Raw genomic sequence first — 16734 nt, forward strand, 5'->3', positions numbered from 1 at the left:
TGGTTATTTTTTCACCGTTTCTTTAACTCTGATGAGACTGTTTTTCGGTCCAGGAATGGAACCTTTCACGAGCAACACGTTACGTTCAGCGTCTACTTTAACTACTTCAAGACGTTGGATTGTAATAGTATCATGTCCCATGTGTCCTGGCAGGCGTTTGCCTTTAGGAACGCGGTTAGCTTGGATCGAACCCATTGAACCAGGGCCACGGTGGTAACGCGAACCGTGTGACATAGGTCCAGTGCTTTGTCCCCAACGTTTGATAACGCCGGCAAAACCTTTACCTTTAGAAATACCCGTTACGTCAACGAATTCGCCTTCAGCGAAAATGTCAGCTTTCAGTTCTTGGCCAACTTCATATTCTGCGATGTTGATACCGCGAACTTCACGAACGTAGCGCTTAGGGGCAGTGTTCGCTTTTTTAGCGTGACCTGCTTCTGGCTTGTTAGCATTTTTCTCTTTCTTATCGGAGTAACCGATTTGAATTGCTTCGTAGCCATCGTTCTCAATGTCTTTCTTTTGCAAAACAACACAAGGGCCTGCTTCGATAACCGTTACTGGAACGACGTTACCTTCAGGAGTAAATACTTGAGTCATTCCGAGTTTTTTTCCTAAGATTGCTTTCATGTTGACACCTCTTTTCCTTTATACATGGTCTTTGTTGTAGCTTATATTACAATTTAATTTCGATATCTACACCGGACGGCAGGTCCAAGCGCATCAAGGCATCCACAGTTTGTGGAGTCGGGTTAACGATGTCGATCAAACGTTTATGTGTACGTTGTTCGAATTGTTCCCGAGAATCCTTGTACTTGTGCACCGCACGAAGAATAGTAATGATTTGTTTTTCAGTAGGAAGCGGAATCGGACCGGATACACCAGCACCCGAACGTTTTGCTGTTTCAACAATTTTCTCCGCGGATTGATCAAGAATTCTGTGGTCGTAAGCTTTCAAACGAATACGAATTTTTTGCTTTGCCATTTTAGTCCCTCCTTCTAACGCCCAATTTTTTATCGGACATACTCCGTGAAAATTTTCTAGCCACTCTCCCATGGCAAAGGGGCCGGGTGTGCCAGTAACCTCTCACATCATCGCAACGTCACAGAACAACATTCATTATTATATAGAAAAGATAGGCGTATTGCAAGCATATTTAAGAAAAACATTTAAACTTATCTTTTCTGATGAAATGACTTCGTTTATTGCAGTGTTAATCTTCAATATCCAGGCTGCCTTGCCAATCCTTCTAAACTCGTAAATGATGTTCATTTCGTATGACGCAGGTTCCGAACTTTAAACATAATAAAAGAGTTCTCTATCCGATGTCGGATAAAGAACTCTTCCGAAGCTTCGTTACAATACAATGTTACTCGTTCCAGTACACTGTTACATATGCTTTATTCAGCGTTAAGCCAAATTATTTTTGGATAGATGCTACGGAACCGGCACCTACTGTACGTCCGCCTTCACGAATGGAGAATTTAGTTCCTTCTTCAATCGCGATTGGGGAGATCAGGGAAACAGTAACAGTGATGTTATCACCAGGCATTACCATTTCAGTACCTTCAGGCAAGTTGATGATGCCTGTTACGTCAGTTGTACGGAAGTAGAACTGTGGACGGTAACCAGTGAAGAATGGTTTGTGACGTCCACCCTCTTCTTTAGTCAGAACGTAGATTTGAGCTGTGAATTCTGTGTGTGGCTTAACAGAACCTGGTTTTGCAAGTACTTGACCACGCTCGATTTGAGTACGGTCAACACCACGCAACAATGCGCCGATGTTGTCTCCCGCTTGAGCGGAATCCAACAATTTACGGAACATCTCAACGCCTGTTACAACGGATTTTTTAGTTTCTTCAGTGATACCAACGATTTCGATCTCTTCGCCGACTTTAACAGTACCACGCTCTACACGGCCAGTAGCAACAGTACCACGACCAGTGATGGAGAATACGTCCTCGACAGGCATCAAGAAAGGCTTGTCAGTTTGACGCTCAGGCAGTGGGATGTAAGTGTCGATCTCTTTGAACATCTCAACGATTTTTTGAGCCCATTCGCCATCTGGGTTTGCCAGAGCTTCACGAGCGGATCCACGAGTGATTGGAGTATCGTCACCTGGGAACTCATATTCGTTAAGAAGGTCGCGAACTTCCATCTCAACCAATTCCAACAACTCTTCGTCTTCAACCATGTCACATTTGTTCAAGAATACAACAATGTAAGGTACGCCTACTTGACGGGAGAGCAAGATGTGCTCACGAGTTTGTGGCATTGGGCCGTCTGCTGCGGATACTACCAAGATAGCTCCATCCATTTGAGCCGCGCCAGTGATCATGTTTTTAACATAGTCGGCGTGACCTGGGCAGTCAACGTGAGCGTAGTGACGAGTGTCAGTTTCGTACTCAACGTGTGATGTGGAGATTGTGATACCGCGTTCGCGCTCTTCTGGAGCTTTGTCGATTTGGTCGAATGCAATTGCAGCACCACCGTAAGTTTTGGACAATACAGTTGTGATTGCAGCAGTCAGAGTTGTTTTACCGTGATCGACGTGACCAATAGTACCGATGTTAACGTGGGGTTTATTACGTTCGTATTTAGCCTTTGCCATTTGAACGTGGCCTCCTTAAAATTATAATTTTATGTTTTCACTGAATGAAGTGCTCCGAATTAAATTCTTATGCACTTGCATCCAGTGTGAGAAGATTACTCGGTGCCTTTTGTTTTGGCAACGATTTCTTCAGCGATGCTCTTAGGAACTTCTTCATAGTGAGAGAGTTCCATGGAGAATACGCCGCGTCCTTGAGTACCGGAACGAAGAGTTGTAGAGTAACCAAACATTTCAGACAGAGGCACCTTAGCACGAATGATTTGAGCTCCGCTACGGGAATCCATACCTTCAATGCGGCCACGACGGGAGTTCAACATACCCATTACGTCACCCATGTACTCTTCTGGAACAGTTACTTCTACTTTCATGATAGGCTCAAGCAGAACTGGTTTACACTTGTCTTTAGCCGCTTTAAGCGCCATAGATCCGGCAATTTTAAATGCCATCTCATTGGAATCGACATCATGGTAAGATCCGTCTACGATTGTAGCCTTAACGTCAACAAGCGGGAAGCCTGCAATAACGCCGTTTTTCATTTGCTCTTCAATCCCTGACAGTGCAGGTTGAATGTATTCTCTTGGCACGGAACCACCGACAACCTTACTTTCGAACTGGCTGCCTGTACCCGGCTCGAGAGGTTCGAATTCAACCCATACGTGACCGTATTGACCACGACCACCGGATTGACGTACGAATTTACCTTCAACGCGCGCTGGAGCACGGAATGTTTCACGGTAAGCTACTTGTGGTTTACCCACAGTAGTTTCAACCTTGAACTCACGACGCATACGGTCGATGATGATATCAAGGTGAAGCTCACCCATACCTGCCAAGATTGTTTGGCCTGTTTCTTCGTCAGTATGAGCACGAAGAGTTGGATCCTCTTCAGTCAACTTACCGAGAGCAACACCCATTTTATCTTGGTCAGCTTTGGTTTTAGGTTCAACGGCGATTTCGATAACCGGATCAGGGAAGTTCATTGACTCCAGGATAACCGGATTTTTCTCATCACATAGTGTATCACCTGTACCCGTATCTTTCAAACCTACGGCAGCTGCAATATCACCGGAGTAAACTACAGTGATTTCTTGACGGCTGTTCGCATGCATTTGAAGGATACGACCGATACGCTCACGTTTGTTTTTAGTGGCATTCAATACATATGATCCGGATTGAAGAACACCAGAGTATACGCGGAAGAATGTCAATTTACCAACGTAAGGGTCCGTCATGATTTTGAATGCCAATGCGGAGAAAGGCTCTTCATCGGATGACTGACGGACTGCTTCAGTTCCATCTTCAAGATGTCCAGTGATCGATGGAACATCCGTTGGAGCTGGCAAGTAATCGATAACAGCATCCAACATCAGTTGAACACCTTTGTTACGATACGAGGATCCACAGATAACCGGGAAGATCTTAACATCTACAACACCTTTACGGAGTACGGCTTTGATCTCATCAATTGTGATCTCTTCGCCTTCCAGGTATTTCATTGTCAAATCTTCATCCAGTTCAGCAACGCGCTCAATCAACTCGTTGCGAAGTTCTTCAACTTGATCTGCAAATTCTGCAGGAATGTCGGTTTCTTCGATATCTTGACCAAGATCATCTTTGTACATATGAGCTCTTTGTGCAACGATATCGATGATACCAGTGAAATCATTTTCAGCGCCGATTGGAAGTTGAATCGCAACAGCGTTCGCTTGAAGGCGATCACGCATGTCAGATACAACGTTCAGGAAGTCAGCACCGATGATATCCATTTTATTTACATATGCGATACGAGGTACGCCGTACTTGTCAGCCTGTCTCCATACGGTTTCCGACTGAGGCTCAACGCCTTCTTTCGCACTGAATACACCAACTGCTCCGTCCAATACACGAAGGGAACGTTCAACTTCAACAGTGAAGTCAACGTGTCCCGGGGTATCAATAATATTAACGCGGTGGCCTTTCCAAGCAGCGGTAGTTGCAGCGGAAGTAATCGTAATTCCGCGCTCCTGTTCCTGTTCCATCCAGTCCATTGTCGCAGCGCCTTCGTGTACTTCACCGATTTTGTGCGTACGTCCTGTGTAAAACAGGATCCGCTCAGTTGTCGTGGTTTTACCCGCATCAATATGAGCCATGATCCCGATATTACGTGTATTTTTTAAGGAGAACTCTCTAGCCATGAAATGGGTCTCCCTTCAAAATTGAAGTTTTTTTATTGTGAACTGAATCCTACCAACGGTAGTGAGCAAACGCTTTGTTCGCTTCAGCCATTTTGTGCGTATCTTCACGTTTTTTAACGGAAGCGCCTGTGTTGTTGGAAGCGTCGATGATCTCAGCCGCCAAACGCTCTTCCATTGTTTTCTCACCGCGGTTGCGGGAGTAGTTCACGAGCCAACGTAATCCCAGAGCAGTACGTCTCTCTGGTTTCACCTCGATTGGTACTTGGTAGTTGGCACCGCCGACACGGCGAGCTTTAACTTCTAGGACTGGCATGATGTTCTTGATTGCTGCTTCAAATACTTCCATAGGGTCATTACCCGTACGTTCTTGAATCAACTTGAACGCATTATACAGAATGCTTTGAGCAACACCGCGTTTTCCGCCGATCATGATGCGGTTGATTAAACGAGTAACCAACTTGCTGTTGTATAACGGATCAGGCAACACGTCTCTTTTCGTAACTGGACCTTTGCGTGGCATGGATATCCCCCTTTCTTTCTTGTTCAGCAGACTCTGTACCTTCCAGACCTAAGCCAGAAGGCTTTCAGGTTTTCTGCTTATAATGGTTTAGGCTTTTTTAGCTTTTGGACGTTTTGCACCGTATTTCGAACGAGCTTGCATACGGTTGTTTACGCCTGCAGTATCGAGAGCTCCACGAACGATGTGATAACGAACTCCCGCAAGGTCTTTAACTTTACCTCCGCGGATCAATACCACACTGTGCTCTTGAAGGTTATGTCCGATTCCCGGGATATAAGCAGTAACCTCGAGACGGTTCGTCAAACGAACACGGGCATACTTACGAAGTGCAGAGTTTGGTTTACGTGGAGTCATTGTACCTACACGAGTGCAGACACCACGTTTTTGTGGGGCACTGATGTTAGTAGATTCACGTTTCAAAGCGTTGAATCCTTTTTGCAAAGCTGGAGATTTTGACTTCTCAACTTTTGCTTGACGTCCTTTACGAACCAGTTGATTAATAGTTGGCATGTGATTGCCACCCCCTTCCTCAAATATTCATGTTTCTTTATAAACCTCTTTTCGCTAAGTCCACAGACCCAGGCGGTTCATAAAAAGACAAATGAAAAGTTTTTGCCTTAGAGAATCCCTAAAAGTTCTCGGACAAAAACGTTCCTTACACTATCATTTTACGACAGCAGCCATAGCTGCTCCCACTCCAATCCCGCAAGCTTTGCCGAGATTTTTCATTGTATCCACTTTCGTGTACTTCACATCGTGTTGTTCACACAAAGCAATGATTTTGGAAGTGAGCTGCGGATCACTATCTTCTGCGACATAGACTTCAGAAGCCATACCTGTCTGCACCATCCGCATGGTCTGTTTGGTACCTATTTTGACATGAGCATCTTGCAAGGCTTTTTCATTAGACATTGTGTATTCCTCCGAATAGAACCATGTACAATCAGCTGCCCACGCACCTTTGATATATTAGCATCTAGCGCAAGCATTGTCAATGCTAATCCTAAAACATTTTTTTAAAAGTTTACGTACATCAGGATTCGTCCGCCTGCATTATACAAGCGTCCGCCTCCTGACGCACAAAACTTTCATTCCCCTCTAAATGAGGAGGAATCTATTTAATCAACCGAAACTGGCTCAAGTTCTTCTACTGAAGATTGGCCATCTTCTGGCTCAGCAAATTTGATGCTGCGGTAACGGTGCATACCTGTACCAGCAGGGATCAATTTACCGATGATTACATTTTCCTTCAGACCGAGCAACTGATCGACTTTACCTTTGATCGCTGCATCTGTCAGTACACGTGTAGTTTCTTGGAACGAAGCCGCCGAGAGGAAGGAGTCTGTTTCCAGGGATGCTTTCGTAATACCGAGCAGGATTGGTTTAGCAACCGCTGGCTCTTTATCACTAAGAATCGCAATTTTGTTAGCTCTTTCGTACTCATGCATATCCACGAACGATCCCGGCAACAACGTTGTATCTCCTGCATCTACGATGCGGATTTTACGCAGCATTTGACGGATCATGACTTCAACGTGCTTATCGTTAATTTCTACGCCTTGGTTACGATATACGCGCTGTACTTCCTGCAGAATGTAGTTTTGTACACCACGTATGCCTTTAATCCGTAACATCTCTTTTGGATCAATGGAACCGTCTGTCAACTCGTCACCTGCTTCAACTTCCGCGCCTTCGCTTACGCGCACACGGGAACCGTAGGTAACGGAGTAAACTTTGGATTCCGCCTCACCTTGAATTTCGATTTCACGACGATCTTTCGCTTCGCGAATCTCTTTAACTACACCATCAATCTCACTGATCGTTGCTTGACCCTTAGGATTACGAGCTTCAAACAACTCCTGGATACGCGGTAAACCTTGCGTAATATCGTCTCCGGCTACACCACCGGTGTGGAATGTACGCATTGTAAGCTGTGTTCCCGGCTCACCAATGGACTGTGCTGCAATAATACCAACTGCTTCACCAATCTCCACGTGTTTACCAGTCGCGAGGTTGCGACCATAACACTTCTTGCAGACACCATGACTTGCACGGCAGCTGAGGACGGAGCGGATTTGCAATTTAGTAATACCTGCCTTGATGATCGCTTCTGCTTTATCGGAGTCAATCAATTCATTGCGACCTACAATGATTTCTTTCGTTTCCGGATGACGAACTGTCTCGAAGCAGTATCTGCCTTCAATACGGTCATAGAGATCTTCGATAACCTCTTTACCATCCTGGATACGACTTACCGTAAAGCCTTTATCTGTACCACAATCATCATCACGCACGATTACATCTTGGGCTACGTCTACGAGACGACGAGTCAGGTAACCTGAATCGGCTGTACGCAGGGCTGTATCCGCCAAACCTTTACGCGCTCCGTGAGTGGAGATAAAGTACTCGAGTACCGTCAAACCTTCACGGAAGTTCGATTTGATTGGGAGTTCGATAATTCGACCGGATGGGTTGGCCATCAGACCACGCATACCGCCCAATTGGGTGATTTGCGATTTGTTACCCCGTGCTTTGGAGTCAACCATCATCATGATCGAGTTGTAACGATCCATGGACTTCATCAGAATCTCAGTGATGTCATCTTTGGATTTTGACCAGATATCAATGATACGGTCATAGCGCTCTTCATTCGTAATCAGACCACGACGGTACTGATTCGTAACGATTTGTGCTTTTTCCTCAGATTGTCTAAGAATTTCAAACTTCTCAGGCGGAACGATAACATCAGATACCGCAACCGTAATACCGGCACGTGTAGAGTATGTGAATCCAAGTTGTTTGATTTTATCCAAAATAACGGCTGTTTCCGTTGTGTGATAAATTTCAAAACAACGTGCAATGATGGAGCCGAGGTATTCTTTACCGACACCGCCAGCCAGAGGAGCATTCATAATAGCTTCTCTGAGATCAGCACCTTTTTCATATACAAATGAGTGATCTGCAGTACCTTGGTACAGGTTAGCACGAGTCGCATCATTGATATACGGGAAGCTTGCCGGGAAAATTTCATTGAAGATAATTTTACCGATAGTTGTCAGCAACATTCCTTCTTGCTGTTCTTCCGTGAAGCTTGTTTTACCAAGCGCCTTAACCGGAATAGCTACACGCGCATGCAGACCAGCAGTACCACGTTGGTATGCCGATACAGCTTCGTTAACTGTACGCAAGATCATACCTGTGCCCTTTTCTTCCTTGTTGTCCATAGTGAGGTAGTAAGAACCAAGCACCATATCCTGGGAAGGAGTAACAACCGGTTTACCGTCTTTCGGGTTCAAAATGTTACCAGATGCAAGCATCAGGATACGTGCTTCCGCTTGAGCTTCAGCGGACAACGGAACGTGCACGGCCATTTGGTCACCGTCAAAGTCGGCATTGTATGCTGTACATACGAGCGGGTGAAGACGAATTGCTTTACCTTCAACGAGAATCGGTTCAAACGCTTGAATACCGAGTCTGTGAAGCGTAGGGGCACGGTTCAACAGAACCGGATGCTCCTTGATTACTTCTTCAAGAACATCCCATACCTCAGGACTTACACGCTCAACTTTACGTTTTGCGCTCTTGATATTGTGGGCAAGCCCTTTATTTACAAGCTCTTTCATAACGAAAGGCTTGAACAATTCAAGTGCCATATCTTTTGGCAGACCACACTGATACATTTTCAGGTAAGGTCCAACAACGATAACGGAACGACCAGAATAGTCAACCCGTTTACCGAGCAAGTTCTGACGGAAACGTCCTTGTTTACCTTTCAGCATGTGGCTGAGAGATTTCAATGGACGGTTACCAGGACCCGTTACCGGGCGTCCGCGACGACCATTATCGATCAATGCGTCAACAGCTTCCTGCAACATCCGTTTTTCATTTTGCACGATAATATCTGGCGCGCCCAGATCAAGCAGACGTTTCAGACGGTTGTTCCGGTTGATTACACGGCGATACAAGTCATTCAGGTCAGACGTTGCAAAACGTCCACCATCCAACTGTACCATTGGACGAAGTTCTGGCGGGATAACAGGAAGTACATCCATGATCATCCACTCTGGCTTGTTGCCGGAGTTGCGGAATGCTTCGATAACTTCCAGACGTTTGATTGCACGATTACGACGTTGTCCTTGCGCAGTCCGGAGCTCTTCTTTCAGGAACTCGAGCTCTTTGTCTATGTCAAGGTCTTGAAGCAATTTTTTAACCGCTTCTGCGCCCATGCCAGCCTGGAAACCATAGCCGTATTTTTCACGGTAGCTGCGGTATTCTTTCTCGGACAACAGCTGTTTTTTCTCCAGTGGAGTTTCTCCTGGATCAGTTACAACATATGATGCAAAATAAATAATCTCTTCAAGAGATCTTGGAGACATATCCAGGGCAAGACCCATACGGCTCGGAATACCTTTGAAGTACCAGATATGCGATACCGGAGCAGCGAGCTCAATATGGCCCATCCGTTCGCGGCGTACTTTCGCACGTGTTACTTCAACGCCACAACGATCACAGACAACGCCTTTATAACGGACGCGTTTGTATTTACCGCAATGACATTCCCAGTCTTTTGTAGGGCCAAAAATCTTTTCGCAGAATAGCCCTTCTTTTTCCGGTTTCAACGTACGATAGTTGATCGTTTCCGGTTTTTTCACTTCTCCGCGGGACCAAGAACGAATTTTCTCTGGGGAAGCAAGCCCGATCTTCATGTATTCGAAATTGTTGACGTCCAACAAGGAGCAACCCTCCTTAACCAATTCCTGTATTCTAGGTTACGCCCACTCCGGCCGAAGCCGGAGAAAGACGCGAGCCTGATGAAAAACGCCGGTCATCATGCGCTCGAAGCGGTTTATTCCGCTCCGACCTCTGTACCCTCAAGGTTGAGGCTGAGCTTATCGCTCGCAGCGTCATCTTCATCGTCCATTTCTCTCATTTCAATCTCTTGCTCATCTTCGCTCAAAATCTTAACGTCCATACCCAAGCTTTGCAGCTCTTTAATCAATACTTTGAATGATTCAGGAACGCCTGGTTCCGGAACATTCTCACCTTTGACAATGGATTCATACGTTTTAACCCGACCAACAACGTCATCGGATTTAACAGTCAAGATTTCTTGCAGTGTATAAGCTGCACCGTATGCCTCAAGCGCCCATACTTCCATCTCCCCGAAACGCTGTCCACCAAATTGGGCTTTACCACCCAATGGCTGTTGCGTAACAAGTGAGTAAGGACCTGTGGAACGGGCATGGATTTTATCATCAACCATGTGTGCCAATTTGATCATGTGCATGACACCTACGGTAACTTCACGTTCAAATTCTTCTCCTGTACGACCATCATACAGGACAGTTTTACCATTACGTTGCATACCTGCTTCTTCCATCGTATCGAAGACGTCATACTCCTTCGCTCCGTCGAATACAGGAGTTGCTACGTGAATACCCAGTTGCATCGCGGCCATACCCAAGTGAACTTCGAGTACTTGACCGATATTCATCCGGGAAGGTACGCCCAGTGGGTTAAGAACGATCTGAACCGGTGTACCATCTGGCAGGAAAGGCATATCTTCTTCCGGCAAGATGCGGGCCACGACCCCTTTGTTACCGTGACGTCCGGCCATTTTATCACCCTCGGAAATTTTCCGTTTTTGAGCGATATATACACGAACGAGTTGGTTAACACCTGGAGGCAGCTCATCACCGTTTTCACGGGTAAATACTTTAACGTCTACTACGATACCGTCAGTACCATGTGGTACACGCAAGGAAGTATCACGTACTTCACGTGCTTTCTCACCAAAGATCGCATGCAAGAGACGTTCTTCTGCTGTCAGCTCTGTTACACCCTTAGGTGTTACTTTACCAACCAGAATGTCGCCAGCACTGATCTCAGCACCGATGCGGATAATACCGCGCTCATCCAAGTTACGCAACGCTTCTTCCCCAACGTTAGGGATGTCACGTGTGATCTCTTCAGGTCCGAGCTTGGTATCACGTGCTTCTGACTCATACTCCTCGATATGGATGGATGTGTATACATCTTCCTTAACGAGTTTTTCACTGAGCAAGATCGCATCCTCGTAGTTGTAACCTTCCCAAGTCATGAAGGCAACAACAACGTTACGTCCCAGAGCCAATTCACCCATTTCCGTTGAAGGACCATCAGCGAGGATATCGCCAGCTTTGACAGCAGCACCTCTTTTGACAATCGGACGCTGGTTAATGCATGTTCCTTGGTTCGAACGCATAAATTTGTGTAATTTATATTTAACGATATCGCCTTTAACTTCCTGACCGTCCACTTCTTCAACACGACGGACCCAAATCTCGTTCGCAGAAGAACGTTCAATAATTCCGTCATAATCGGAGACAATACATACACCAGAATCTTTTGCAGCTTTGTGCTCCATGCCTGTTCCTACAAGTGGTGCTTTAGGAATCAAGAGTGGAACCGCCTGCCGCTGCATGTTAGATCCCATGAGTGCACGGTTGGAGTCATCGTTCTCAAGGAACGGGATCAGCGCTGTAGCGACGGATACAACCTGTTTAGGCGATACGTCCATGTAGTCAACTCGCTCACTCGGCATCGTAAGGATGTTATCCGACTGTTTGTTGTAACGTACAATGATCGCTTCTTCTTCAAATGTACCGTCTTCGTTCAACTTCGCATTCGCTTGCGCGATAACATAGTTGTCCTCTTCATCCGCTGTCAGGTAATCAATTTGCTCGGTTACAATACCTGTCTTCGGATCAACCCAACGATATGGAGCTTCAATGAAGCCATATTCATTCACACGAGCGAACGTAGACAAGGAGTTGATCAAACCGATGTTTGGCCCCTCTGGCGTCTCGATTGGACACATACGGCCATAGTGGGATGGATGGACGTCACGCACTTCCATACCTGCGCGCTCACGCGTCAAACCACCGGGTCCGAGTGCGGACAAACGACGTTTATGTGTCAACTCACCCAGCGGGTTCGTTTGATCCATAAACTGTGACAACTGAGAGCTACCAAAGAACTCTTTAATGGATGCAATAACAGGACGTATGTTAATCAAAGCCTGTGGTGTAATTACGTTAGCATCCTGAATGGACATTCTCTCACGAACCACACGCTCCATACGGGACAAACCGATACGGAACTGGTTCTGCAGGAGTTCACCCACCGAACGCAAACGACGGTTACCCAGATGATCGATATCATCCGTGCTACCAATTCCCTGTAGAAGGTTAAGGAAATAACTGATGGACGAAATAATATCCGCCGGTGTCACGTTTTTAACGGACTTGTCAATGTTTGCATTGGCAATCAGTTTGACCACTTTACCATCTTCAGTTGGTGAGAACACATCAATCGTTTGCATAGGGATATCATTGGCATCCAAAACGCCGTTACCCACGTGATACGTGCGGAATCCAACGCTCTTCTCCAGATACGGCATGATTTCATCCAACAAACGACGATCAACCATTTGACCTGCTTCAGCAATGATCTCACCTGTCTCAGCGTCAACAAGTGACTCAGCCAAGCGCTGGTTAAACAAACGGTTTTTGATGTGAAGTTTTTTATTCATTTTGTAACGACCTACATTAGCCAGGTCATAACGTTTTGGATCAAAGAAACGTGCTACGAGCAAGCTTTTCGCATTATCCAGCGTTGGAGGCTCGCCCGGACGAAGACGCTCATAGATCTCAATGAGTGCTTTCTCCGTGGAATCCGTGTTGTCTTTGTCCAGTGTGTTGCGGATATATTCGTCATTACCGAGCAGATCCAGAATCTCAGCATCTGTGCCAAAACCAAGTGAACGCAGGAGAACCGTAACCGGTATTTTACGTGTACGGTCGATCCGGACGTAAACAACATCCTTCGCGTCCATCTCCAGTTCCAACCAAGCGCCGCGGTTAGGAATAACTGTAGCGGTATACGTTTTTTTGGCGTTTTTATCTACTTTGGTACTGAAGTAAACGCTAGGAGAGCGAACCAACTGGCTGACAATAACCCGTTCCGCACCATTAATAATAAATGTGCCCGTGTTGGTCATCAGCGGGAAATCTCCCATGAATACTTCCTGCTCTTTGACTTCGCCGGTTTCCTTATTAATGAGCCGGACTTTGACCCGAAGCGGTGCTGCATACGTAACGTCACGCTCTTTCGCGTCGTCTACTGTATACTTCGGTTCACCGAGACTGTAATCGATAAATTCCAAAATCAAGTTACCTGTAAAATCCTGGATCGGCGAGATATCCTGGAACATTTCGCGCAACCCTTCCTCCAAAAACCAATCATAGGATTTTTGTTGGATTTCAATCAGGTTCGGAACTTCGAGTATCTCGTTAATTCGTGCATAACTGCGCCGAGTGCGTCGACCATATTGAACAAGATGTCCTGCCAACTTAAACTCACCCCTCAATGTCTACTCACTTTAAAAATTTCGTTGCGAACCTCTGTTTGTAACCTTATAATGGTACACATACAGAGCAAAGCAATGCATCCACAAATAAAGAAAAGCCCTTACTCGAAATGTCGTTCGAAAAAAGAGCAACTTTGATCGGCGGATGTCTTTCCAAATCATTCTTATCCCCAGTTTGCCCAAAATGTACATATTATACGCCAAACGTAGGCATAATAAGCCCGTTCGGCGTAAAAAAAGGTTGACATTTTTAGTTAGCTAAAGCCAAGTAGGGCATCTTAATACTGACATTTTACAACTATACCACGACCTGAATTTCAAGTCAATAGTCCTATTGCAAAAAAAATGATCCCCTGCTTACTTTACAAACTCGGATTCAGCTTTTAGTAGATACCTATTCCGATTTCACCGCTTTGAAAATCCGATAGCCTTTATCCTTCGTCACTTCTTCCACTCTGCCAAACAAAGATTCCAATTTCGCTTTCGCTGACGGGGCACCTTGTTTCTTTTGAATGACAATCCACAACGAACCGCCTACCTTCAGATGGCGATGTGCCTGTTCGAAAATAGTATGAACCGTATCTTTCCCAGCCCGTATAGGCGGGTTGGTTAGGATAACGTCAAAATCTTGCTTTTTCACTTCAGCCAGTAGATTACTTTGCAATACCGTAACATTGTTAATTCCGTTCGCTTTTGCATTTTCCCTGGAAAGTTCAACGGCTCTCTCGTTGATATCGATCATGGTGACATGCCCATCCGGTACAAGTTTGGCTGCTGTAAGACCCATTGGCCCGTATCCACAGCCCACATCGAGAACATGAGCCCCTGATGGCAACTCTATCGCATCAATCAATACTCTGCTGCCATAATCGATTCCGTTTTTGGAAAACACACCGGCATCCGTCACGAATCGCAGACTGAATCCGCGAAGAACCGCTTCAGTTACTCTGCGTTCATGCGCCACTTGCGGTTTGTCCGAATAATAATGATTGGACATGCCCTCACTCACTTTCCATTTACAATTACAGCAACAAACCCCTTGATATAAGTCAAGGGGTTTGTTGTTTTGTTCATTTAGCTTGTAATAGCTAAATTATTTAACTTCAACTGAAGCGCCTGCTTCTTCAAGCTTAGCTTTAACCGCTTCTGCTTCTTCTTTAGCAACTTTTTCTTTCAATGCTTTTGGAGCGTTGTCAACCAATTCTTTTGCTTCTTTCAGGCCAAGACCTGTGATTTCGCGAACTGCTTTGATAACGTTGATTTTGGAAGCACCAGCGCTAGTCAAGATTACGTCGAACTCGGATTGCTCAGCTTCAGCAGAAGCTACCGCACCTGCAGCAGCTACTGGAGCTGCAGCAGTTACGCCGAATTCTTCTTCGATTGCTTTAACAAGATCGTTCAATTCCAGTACAGTCATGCCTTTGATTGCTTCCAAGATTTGCTCTTTACTCATGAGTGAACCTCCATATATAATATTATTTTTTTTAATTCATTTGCCGCCTAAGCAGCATTCAGATCAAGTTGCTTACGCGCCTTGCTCTTCTTTTTCTGCAACTGCTTTAACCGCAAGCGCGAAGTTGCGCACTGGCGCTTGAAGCACGCTGAGGAGCATGGAGAGGAGTCCATCGCGGGATGGCAGTTCTGCCAATGCCTTAACTTCTTCTACTCCGATTACGCGACCTTCTACGACTGCACCTTTCAATTCCAGTGCATCGTTCTTTTTCGCGAAGTCGTTCAGAATTTTAGCTGGAGCCACAACGTCATCTACGCTGAATGCAATTGCAGTAGGACCTGTAAGAACACTATCGAGTTCTGTCAGTTCTGCTGCTACAGCTGCACGGCGAAGCAACGAGTTTTTCAGCACTTGGAATTCGATCCCTGCTTCACGAAGTTGCTTACGCAACTCAGTTACTTGGGCAACGTTCAATCCGCGATAGTCAACAACAACAGTTGTAACGCTCTCGCGCAATTTTGCTGTTACTGCATCAACGGATTCTTGTTTTGCTTGAATCACTTTTGCGTTTGCCAATCTGTACACCTCCTGATCAAATTTATCCCATTAAGAAAAGCCTCCGTAGAATCACGAAGGCTTGATATATACTCATCATCGATTTGCATCGTTCTAAGTTCTATAATCACACCTCGGCAGGAAATTAAGCCAAATGGCACCTACTGTCTACGGCAAGCATATTCAAATGTCAACGGTCAGTCACTCGGACTCACAACTTTTATATCTTATCAAAAACAGGACAAGCCTGTCAAGAGATATTATCTAAAAGCTGCTGCGTTCACGCGTGCGCCAGGGCCCATCGTGGAAGAAAGACTAACATTCTTCAGATAAACACCTTTTGCTGCCGCTGGTTTAGCACGATTCAGAGCTTCCATGAGAGCTTTGAAGTTCTCATTAAGTTGCTCAGAAGAGAAAGAAGCTTTACCAATCGGTGCATGAATTTGACCTGCACGATCCAGACGATATTCGATTTTACCGGCTTTAATTTCTTGAACAGCCTTAGTTACATCGAAAGTTACCGTTCCGGCTTTAGGGTTAGGCATCAGACCTTTACCGCCGAGCAGTCGGCCCAATTTACCTACTTCACTCATCATATCTGGTGTCGCTACGCAGACGTCGAATTCGAACCAGCCTTGTTGGATTTTGTTGATCATGTCTGCATCACCAACATAATCCGCGCCAGCCGCTTCCGCTTCTTTCGCTTTGTCACCTTTTGCAAATACCAATACGCGTTGTGTTTTACCTGTGCCGTGTGGCAAGACAACAACACCACGTACAGCCTGGTCTTGCTTACGAGGGTCTACACCCAAACGAACTGCTGCTTCGATTGTTTCATCGAATTTTGCAGTAGCTGCCTTTTTCACAAGCTCTACAGCTTCTGAAGGCTCGTAAGTTGCTTCGCTGTCAATCAGCTTAGCAGCTTCCAGGTATTTTTTACCGTGTTTAGCCATGTTTTATTCCTCCTTTGTGGTGTTAGCGGATATACCTCCCACATCAACCGGTCGCGAATC

At 45.6% G+C, this 16734-nt stretch carries 13 protein-coding genes and 1 other annotated feature; all 13 genes read right to left on the reverse strand.

The features are described 5' to 3' along the window. Nucleotides 1-3: 3 nt before the first annotated feature. Nucleotides 4-627: a 50S ribosomal protein L3 gene (rplC, locus tag MHB43_RS28700; protein WP_017692075.1), complete on the reverse strand. Its 624-nt coding sequence runs from the start codon at nucleotides 625-627 to the stop codon at nucleotides 4-6. Between the two features lie 46 nt (nucleotides 628-673). Next, nucleotides 674-982 (reverse strand): 30S ribosomal protein S10, encoded by a 309-nt coding sequence (gene rpsJ / locus MHB43_RS28705; RefSeq protein WP_017692074.1) that lies wholly within the window; start codon nucleotides 980-982, stop codon nucleotides 674-676. Nucleotides 983-1418: 436 nt separating this feature from the next. Further along, the gene (gene tuf, locus MHB43_RS28710) at nucleotides 1419-2609 is read right to left on the reverse strand and encodes an elongation factor Tu (protein WP_017692073.1); all 1191 of its coding nucleotides are present in this window, start codon (nucleotides 2607-2609) and stop codon (nucleotides 1419-1421) included. Nucleotides 2610-2704: 95 nt separating this feature from the next. Further along, nucleotides 2705-4783, reverse strand: coding sequence for an elongation factor G (gene fusA, locus MHB43_RS28715; RefSeq protein WP_076216857.1), 2079 nt, complete (start codon nucleotides 4781-4783; stop codon nucleotides 2705-2707). A gap of 49 nt (nucleotides 4784-4832) precedes the next feature. Then, nucleotides 4833-5303 carry a 30S ribosomal protein S7 gene (gene rpsG, locus MHB43_RS28720; RefSeq protein WP_017692071.1) on the reverse strand — a complete coding sequence of 157 codons (471 nt, stop codon included), beginning with the start codon at nucleotides 5301-5303 and terminating at the stop codon, nucleotides 4833-4835. An 87-nt stretch (nucleotides 5304-5390) separates the two neighbouring features. Next, complete coding sequence (gene rpsL / locus MHB43_RS28725) at nucleotides 5391-5813, reverse strand: 30S ribosomal protein S12 (protein WP_017692070.1); 423 nt, start codon at nucleotides 5811-5813, stop codon at nucleotides 5391-5393. A 153-nt stretch (nucleotides 5814-5966) separates the two neighbouring features. Continuing rightward, nucleotides 5967-6215 (reverse strand): ribosomal L7Ae/L30e/S12e/Gadd45 family protein, encoded by a 249-nt coding sequence (locus tag MHB43_RS28730; protein WP_221825251.1) that lies wholly within the window; start codon nucleotides 6213-6215, stop codon nucleotides 5967-5969. A gap of 206 nt (nucleotides 6216-6421) precedes the next feature. After that, nucleotides 6422-10036 carry a DNA-directed RNA polymerase subunit beta' gene (gene rpoC / locus MHB43_RS28735; protein ID WP_221825252.1) on the reverse strand — a complete coding sequence of 1205 codons (3615 nt, stop codon included), beginning with the start codon at nucleotides 10034-10036 and terminating at the stop codon, nucleotides 6422-6424. Between the two features lie 113 nt (nucleotides 10037-10149). After that, the gene (gene rpoB, locus MHB43_RS28740) at nucleotides 10150-13695 is read right to left on the reverse strand and encodes a DNA-directed RNA polymerase subunit beta (RefSeq protein WP_091020534.1); all 3546 of its coding nucleotides are present in this window, start codon (nucleotides 13693-13695) and stop codon (nucleotides 10150-10152) included. Between the two features lie 412 nt (nucleotides 13696-14107). Further along, entirely contained in the window at nucleotides 14108-14710 is a 603-nt protein-coding gene (locus MHB43_RS28745) for a class I SAM-dependent methyltransferase (protein ID WP_405130870.1), read from the reverse strand. 96 nt (nucleotides 14711-14806) lie between these two features. Beyond that, complete coding sequence (gene rplL, locus MHB43_RS28750) at nucleotides 14807-15166, reverse strand: 50S ribosomal protein L7/L12 (protein WP_017692065.1); 360 nt, start codon at nucleotides 15164-15166, stop codon at nucleotides 14807-14809. A gap of 72 nt (nucleotides 15167-15238) precedes the next feature. Next, nucleotides 15239-15742, reverse strand: coding sequence for a 50S ribosomal protein L10 (rplJ, locus tag MHB43_RS28755; protein ID WP_405130871.1), 504 nt, complete (start codon nucleotides 15740-15742; stop codon nucleotides 15239-15241). A 23-nt stretch (nucleotides 15743-15765) separates the two neighbouring features. Further along, nucleotides 15766-15913 (reverse strand) — a sequence feature (ribosomal protein L10 leader region). Nucleotides 15914-15981: 68 nt separating this feature from the next. Then, complete coding sequence (gene rplA, locus MHB43_RS28760; RefSeq protein WP_017692063.1) at nucleotides 15982-16674, reverse strand: 50S ribosomal protein L1; 693 nt, start codon at nucleotides 16672-16674, stop codon at nucleotides 15982-15984. Nucleotides 16675-16734 lie beyond the last annotated feature (60 nt).

It is taken from the genome of Paenibacillus sp. FSL H8-0317 (assembly GCF_045040685.1).
In the GTDB taxonomy this organism is placed as follows: domain Bacteria; phylum Bacillota; class Bacilli; order Paenibacillales; family Paenibacillaceae; genus Paenibacillus.